The sequence below is a fragment of the Microcoleus asticus IPMA8 genome, from assembly GCF_013179805.1.
Classification (GTDB): Bacteria; Cyanobacteriota; Cyanobacteriia; order Cyanobacteriales; family Microcoleaceae; genus Microcoleus; species Microcoleus asticus.
Window position 1 is genome coordinate 81265 of the sequence record NZ_SRRZ01000009.1, and the last position, 7529, is coordinate 88793.

Consider the following 7529-nt stretch of genomic DNA (forward strand, 5'->3'; position numbering starts at 1 on the left):
TTAGTCCTCATCTAAACTGTTGAACAAATTCTACTAATTTGTCTTCTTCAAAATTTTTGCTTAATTCAAGCAACTGATTGGCAAAAGGTGCATAACGCGTATCTATTGCCTTTAGCTTGCTGGCTCGCTGCTCAATACTGAGGATCTCACCTTTCATGGCTAAATCGAACAGGACTGCAACTTCTTCCGAAGGGGGAGGAATCAGTTTCTGGTCTTGGATTTGGGAAGGGGGATCGGCGAAGATACCTTCTGAACTGAAAGTTGCTCGCTCCTGATAAACCCATTCTAAACATAAATGGTTGCCCAAGCATTCTAATAACTTTTCTGCCCGAATTGGTTTGAGGAGAAAAGCGTTGCAACCAGCCTGGAAAATGCTTTGGGGATCGCCGGATAAAATGCTAGCAGAAGTTCCGATCGCAATTACATCCTTCAATGGAGGGATTTTTCTGATCCGCCTCACCGCTTCAAAGCCGTCCATGACTGGCATTACTAAGTCAATTATAATACAGTCAGGTTGAAATAACAGCGCTTTATTCACGCAGTCTTGACCGTCCGTTGCCTCCATTAATTCAAACCCAATAGGAGCTAAAAGATTAACTAAGACAGAGCGATTTTCCCAGCGATCGTCTACTACTAAAATTTTTTGCCGATCGCCTGAGAAACCCCTGATAATTTTTTCAGGTTCTTTTTGATACCCTTCCCAGCTTTCGGTAAGAGGCAACTCTAACTCAAACCAGAAAATACTGCCTTTACCTAAAGAGCTTTGTACTTTCAGTTCGCCGCCCATCATCTCCACCAATTGGCGACTAATTGCCAGCCCTAATCCTGTTCCCTCTATCTGGCGAAATGAACCGCTGGCTTGCTCGAAGGGCAAAAATATTTTTGATAGTTCGTCCGGCCCGATGCCAATGCCTGTATCTTCTACTTGGAAAATAAATTTCGCTGGTAGGGATTGGGAATTGGAAATTGGTGATGGCAAAGATTGCTGAGTCTCCAGTCTGTCTACTTTGAAAGTAACGCCTCCTTTTTCGGTGAATTTTACGGCATTGCCGAGTAAGTTGATGAGAATTTGCCGCAACCTTTTTTCATCGGCTTGGACGCAAGTGGGAAGTTGAGCTAGCGGTTCGTAAATCAAAGAGATTCCCTTCTGTTGGGCGCGAATCTGGCAGATTTCAACAATGCCTTGCAGAAAGTCTGACAGGTGAAACTCGGTGAGGTAGAGTTCCATTTTTCCGGCTTCGACTTTGGAGAGGTCTAGAACGTCATTGATCAGAGTTAGGAGGTGTTCGCCACACTGATGAATGATGTTAATACCAGAAATTTGCTGGCTGGTTAAATCTATGTCTCGTTTGAGGATTTGGGTATAACCTAAAATGCCGTTGAGCGGCGTGCGAAGTTCGTGGCTCATGTTGGCGAGAAATTGGCTCTTGGCGCGGTTTGCGGCTTCTGCTGCTTGCTCGGCTCGCTGTCTCTCTTGAACTTCTACTTCTAGGCGCGTATTTTTGGCTTTTAATTCCTCGGTTCGCTCTTCTACTTTGACTTCTAAAGTGTGATAGAGGTTGGCATTCTCTAAGGCGATCGCAGCTTGTCCCGATAGCATCCGCAACACTTCTACCCGCTTCGGCGTGAAAGCGCCAGCAATCACGTTGTTTTCTAGGTACAGGATGGCACTTAACTTACCTTGATATAGGATAGGCGCACACAAAATTGATTTTGGTTTGTGTTGGGCAATGTAGGGGTCGGCGTTAAAGATTTCCTCGCGGCTGGAATCATTTAAAACGACATCTTTCTGAGTTCTGGTGACGTAATTAAGTACCGAGATAGGCACTAGCCCCGAAGTTGATACTGGTAAAGATTCCAGCACTCGGACTCGATCTTTAGTCCCCGCCGCTTCTATAACAAGTTGACCCTCTTTTGAGAAAATAAGCGCTCCCGTTTCAGCGCCTGCATTTTCTATCAAAATTTTCATTAACTTGATGAGCAAGTTAGGTAGAACAATTTCGCTAGAAATGGCACTAGATGCTTTCATTACAGTTGCCAAGTCTAGCAACTCTGTTTGAGCCCCTGTAATGGTCAAAGGAGCAATTGTCATCGTAGGGTTGAAAGGGGTTTCGGTGACCACAGAGGATCGCGCTATTAATTGCGGGTATTTTTCTTCTAGATGTTTAACTTTAGCTAAAGCTCCCCAGCGCATATAGGCATAATAAGCATCGGTCATGTAGGTGCGGGCAATCTTTTCTTTACCCCATGACAAATAGAATTTAGCAGCGAGTTCGTGAGCCAATGCTTCTTCGTTGATGTACTCGTTTTCTTTGGCAAGAGCGATCGCTTTGTCGTACATCTCGATCGCTTCTACTTTTTCGCCTAAAACACGATACTTTTCTGCCTCTACTAAATAGAATTTATGCAAATGATTCATTGGGGCATGATGTGCCCATTTTTGCAATTTCTCTTGATTAGCTTGTACTCGGTTAAGAAGGTCCTGTTGGTCGGACTGCGAAGTTTCATCATACACAGCTAGCCGTACTAGAGAATCGTAGAAATAGAAGATAACAACAGTTAGCTGCCCTGTCGATGATCCGAAAGAACTTTCTACTTGAGGGATATTTTTTAAGGCTTCCTGGTAATTCTCAAACACATAACAAAGCGCAAGTTTGTGCAAGTATAAGTAATGAATTGCCAGTTGGTTGTTGGTTTGCTGATATAGCGGCAGCATTTTCTCTGCGTCGTATACTTCCCCCTTTAACTGGCATAAATTTTCGCTTTTTCCCATCATGTTTAAGACGGCTTGCCAACAGATTTTTGTATTATTAAGCGCTGTTTCTTGGCTAATTTTATGAATGGCATCGGTGTAAGTTGCTATCTCTCGTTCGAGTTGCATTAGTTGCTTACCAACAAAAAACGAGTAATGACTCCACACCATGACGGCATAGCCAGCATATTCTAAATCTCCAGTTTCTAGCCCGCTAGAGAAAGCTGACAGGAAAGGTTCTAAGGTATTCCGGACGTGTTCTTTCCAATGTTGAACGGCAGCATACACCAAGTGGCAAGTCTTGACTTCGATTTCTTTGGCATTTAACTTTGACACTAGACGTAAAGCTAATTGGCCGAACTCATAGCCCCGCTCAATATCTCCTACCGCCCCGCAAAGAAGAAGACTATATACCGCATATGCAAAGGGAGACACAGAAGCATTGCCATATTCAACGGATAAATTGACCTGTTTGCACACGGTTAAAGGCACCAGTACGGGCATCCCAGAATAGCAAGCAGAAAATATACTTGACAAAATCCTGATGGCTGCTAATTGATAAGGATCGGTCATTTCAGGGAGATCGATTAAGTCCTCAATTCGGGTTCCGCTCAAAATTGTCGCAGTTTCCCCCAGCGCCTGCCCAATATCAGATGGGTTTGGCGAGTCGGGAAACTCTACCTCCAACTGCTTTAAGACTTGCAGCCCCGTATTCAATGCTTCGATCAGCTTGTTCTGCCCCATATAAGCTTGAATCTGGACTTCGTACACTTTTACTATGTCCAATAGCGTTTTGGCACAGTTTTGTACTATCTCAACGAATCTCTGCATTCCGTCAAAATCACCACTCAAATATGCTGACTCTGCTGCTTCCTCATGCAGCCTTAATGCCAGTTCATACCGATTGTCCCAACTATCTACCGCTAGCAGAGATAAACCCACTTGCAAATATTTGACGGCGGAATCGTGGGCTGTAGCAGCTTTCGCTTTCTGACCTGCAATCAGATTCAATTGGGCTAGTTCATATTTTTGGGATTCAGTGGTAAGTAAGTCAGTACCATAATTGAGTTGGTTAACTAAAGCGAAAATATTTTCTTTTCGGCCTTCTGGCGTTGTACTTTGCAGCAGCAGTTGACCGATTTTTAAGTGGGTCTCTTTTTTCTGCTCATCTGGAATCAAAGAATAGGCAGCTTGCTGCACTCGGTCATGTAAAAACTTGTAGTCAACCTTCACATCAGTTAAGGTAAAACCGCCCGATTCTTCCTGACTAAATACGAGGGGAATTTTGTATTCATTGCTCAAAGGTAAAATCAACCCAGCTTGAAGTGCTGCCCACAATTGTGCCGCCGTGACTAAGGATGATTCCTGATTGACAATCGCCAAAACTTCTAAGTTAAAAGTGTTGCCAATACAAGCAGCAAGTTTTAATACTTTTTGTGTATCTTCGGGCAATTTGCGTATGTTTCTAGCAATCAGTTCGACAACATTGTAATCGGTGATACCGATCGCTTGAATTTGCTCGATATTCCATTGCCAACCCCCCTTTGTCCCCCCTTGGTAAGGGGGGATTAGGGGGGTGAAGTTATAAGTCAACAAATCTTCTTGATAGAGAGTTTTGAGGAGTTGACTTAAGAAGAAAGGATTGCCCTGCGTTTTATTAAAAAGTAGAGACGCGAAATTTCGCGTCTTTACAGACAGGGATTCCGAACCGCCCGATTCATTTAAGGTATCTGCAATTAATTCTTCGACATCAACCAGGTGTAATGGTTGAAGGACAATATTATTCACCGTCGCACCAGTTTGGCGAATCTTGTCAATTGTTTGCATCGTCGGATGAGTTGGAGAAACTTCGTTATCTCGATATGCCCCAATCAGCAATAAATACTTGCTATCAGAATCAGTTATTAGCAATTCAATTAATTTCAACGATGCCGAATCCGCCCACTGCAAGTCATCGAGGAAGATAACTAAGGGATGGTTAATAGTCGTAAATACGCCAATGAATTGTTTAAAGACGCGACTGAAACGGTTTTGAGCTTCAGTTGCCCCTAGCTCAGGTACGGGTGGCTGTTTGCCAATAATTAATTCGACTTCAGGGATAACATCAATGATGACTTGTCCGTTAGCGCCTAAAGCGGATAACAGTTTTTCTTTCCAAGTTTGGATTTCTGCTTCGCTTTCGGTTAGAAGTTGCTGAGTTAAGGATTGGAATGCTTGAATCAGGGAAGCATAAGGAATATTGCGCTTGAACTGGTCAAATTTCCCCGCAATAAAATAGCCTCGTTGCCGCACAATGGGTTTGTGAACTTCATTGACTAAAACTGTTTTGCCTATACCGGAATAACCGGAAACCAGCATTAATTCGGTGGTGCCACTGGCAACGCGATCGAAAGTTTCTAGAATTTTTTCAATTTCTTGGTCGCGACCGTAGAGCTTTTGCGGTATATTTAATTGCCCTGCTTTATCCGCACTTCCAACAACAAAGTTAGATATATATCCGCTAGCCTGTAGCTTTATCAAGCAAGTTTCTAAGTCAAATTTTAGTCCCTCAGTGCTTTGGTAGCGGTCTTCAGCATTTTTAGCTAATAACTTCATCGCAATCGCTGAAATTTGTGGTGGGATTTCAGGATTTAGCTGGTGGGGGGGAATGGGAGTTTTGGCAATATGGCTGTGTACCAATTCCAGCGGGTCTGTAGAATTAAAGGGCAACTCGCCTGTGAGCATTTTATAGAAGGTAACGCCTAGTGAATAAAAATCAGTGCGGTAGTCAATTGACCGATTCATCCGGCCAGTTTGTTCGGGCGACATATAGGCGAGTGTGCCTTCGAGCAAATCTGGATGGCTGAGCGTCGAATTTTCTCGCTCCAGGCGCGAAGCGATGCTGAAATCAATAATTTTAACTTTTTCAGTCGCTGGGTTGATAATAATATTTTGTGGCTTTACATCTTTATGAATAATGTTATGTTTATGGGTTTCTGCTAAGGCAGAGACAAGCTGGAGACCCAAAGAAAGAAATTGAATGATTGTGAGTTTTTTACCCTTCATCCAATCGTTGAGAGACTCGGAGCCGGAATCTTCTAATATCAGTGCTAAACCGTTTTTATAGCTTTCTAAACTAATGGCTTTGATGATCGCTTCTACGTTCAAGCTGTGCAGAATTTGATATTCGTGCCGCAAGCGGGTGATGTCAGAAAGAGTGGGATACTCAGCCTTTAGCGTTTTGACGATCACGCTGGAAAAGTCCGAATCCTTCCGAGCGCGATCGACTGAAGTTCTTATCCCGCTGTGGAGGGTTTCAACAAATTGATAGCCAGCTAAGTTGATAGTCATTGTTATTCTACCGATCGCAAGGGAATTGAGCGTGAGGTTAAGACCGATTTTAAAACTTAAATATTATTGGAGCTGATTGTAACATAGTAATTTACTCAACAAAAGTGAGCTCATGTTGGCTTCTGGCAATCGTGGCCTCATGAGATTGTGTTGTTAACTGTGCTGCCTCAATGCGCGTTTTGGGTGTTTGTTGGGGGATTAGTCGGCTGCACTTTCCAGTGGGGTGTCGATCGAGTGTTTTCCCGCTGCTGATAATTAATTATCGTTGTGAACCATCGCCTCAAACCGAATCATCGATCCATCCGCAAGCCGAACAATCCCAATGAACAGGCGGTGTTTCATACTGGGGGTAAGTCATTTCACATTGGGGACACCGGCCAGTAAACAGTGGGTGGGTATCCAAAAGTTCTAACTGTTTCTCTGGTATCCACCGTTGCCGGGCGTTGCAGAATCAATTCGCCGCCATAGTAGCTTGCCCCTTCGGGTTCGCACAGTTGATCGGGTTGGGCGTTGGGGTTTGCTCAAAAGTCGGCGCAAGTGTCGGTGTCTGAGCCTGTGGGATGAACTGCACAGATTAAGGGTAGGTTGCGGGCGTAGAGGAGACAGCGATGGCTCCGCCCCGGCTTACGCCTACGCACTCAGGGAGTTTGGGCATGGCGGAGGTGTTGAGGTTGTGGGTTTGGGTTTAGTTTCCCAAAAATTGGGGTGTTGGGAGCGATCGCGGAACCATGATTGCAGTCTTCGAGATTTCACAACAAATCCTCTCTGATTGTTTGCAGCTTAAATTCCCTAGCATTCCGCATCTGCTTTCGTGAAAAACATTCAAATGCTTCAAATTGGTAGACAATTTGATTGTGTTTTAGTAGGCAGTTCTAAGACTTTCCTCTCTCTACAGGACTAAGTTGAAGGATAGAATGCGAGCGCTTGTATCAGATTTCAAACTATAAATCTAGCGGTACACTTTACTTTCCAAGCATTGGTCGTACCTGCAACCTCTAGAAGTTCCAATTAAGCTGCACCACATCTAGTTTTTTGGCTAGAGTAAGGCTGCAACTGGAGTTTAGCATCCAAACTATGCAAGTTAAATCGGGAAAAGCTTAGAACATCCAATGATTAGCCTCATTGGATTACAACCTGTACTTATGTTGCATATATAGCGGTCTAACTACTCAAATCAGCGGCGGCAGAGAACTTGAAACGAAGCAGAAAGCGTTTCGGTCTATCCGCTGCATTTGAATCCACATTCTGCCCTTTGAACTGGTACAGTCGATAATTTTTGATTTTTGCTTCTACCTTCGACGACACGACTCAATACTAAAGTCTTCTTCTAGCAAATCTGACCTTGCTTAGCAGCAGTAGAGTGACCAATAGGGTTAGTGCCAACCCACCTTTCATCCACTGGTTCCGATGCCAATTGATAACGGCTGTCCGAGGAGAGTCGAATAGA

Annotated in this window: 1 protein-coding gene; it reads right to left on the minus strand. The window is 43.9% G+C overall.

What is annotated here, in order from left to right; genetic code table 11:
- Positions 1 to 7: 7 nt before the first annotated feature.
- On the minus strand, positions 8 to 6082 hold the full coding sequence (locus E5S67_RS04020) for a hybrid sensor histidine kinase/response regulator (protein WP_172185730.1): 6075 nt from the start codon (positions 6080 to 6082) through the stop codon (positions 8 to 10).
- Positions 6083 to 7529 lie beyond the last annotated feature (1447 nt).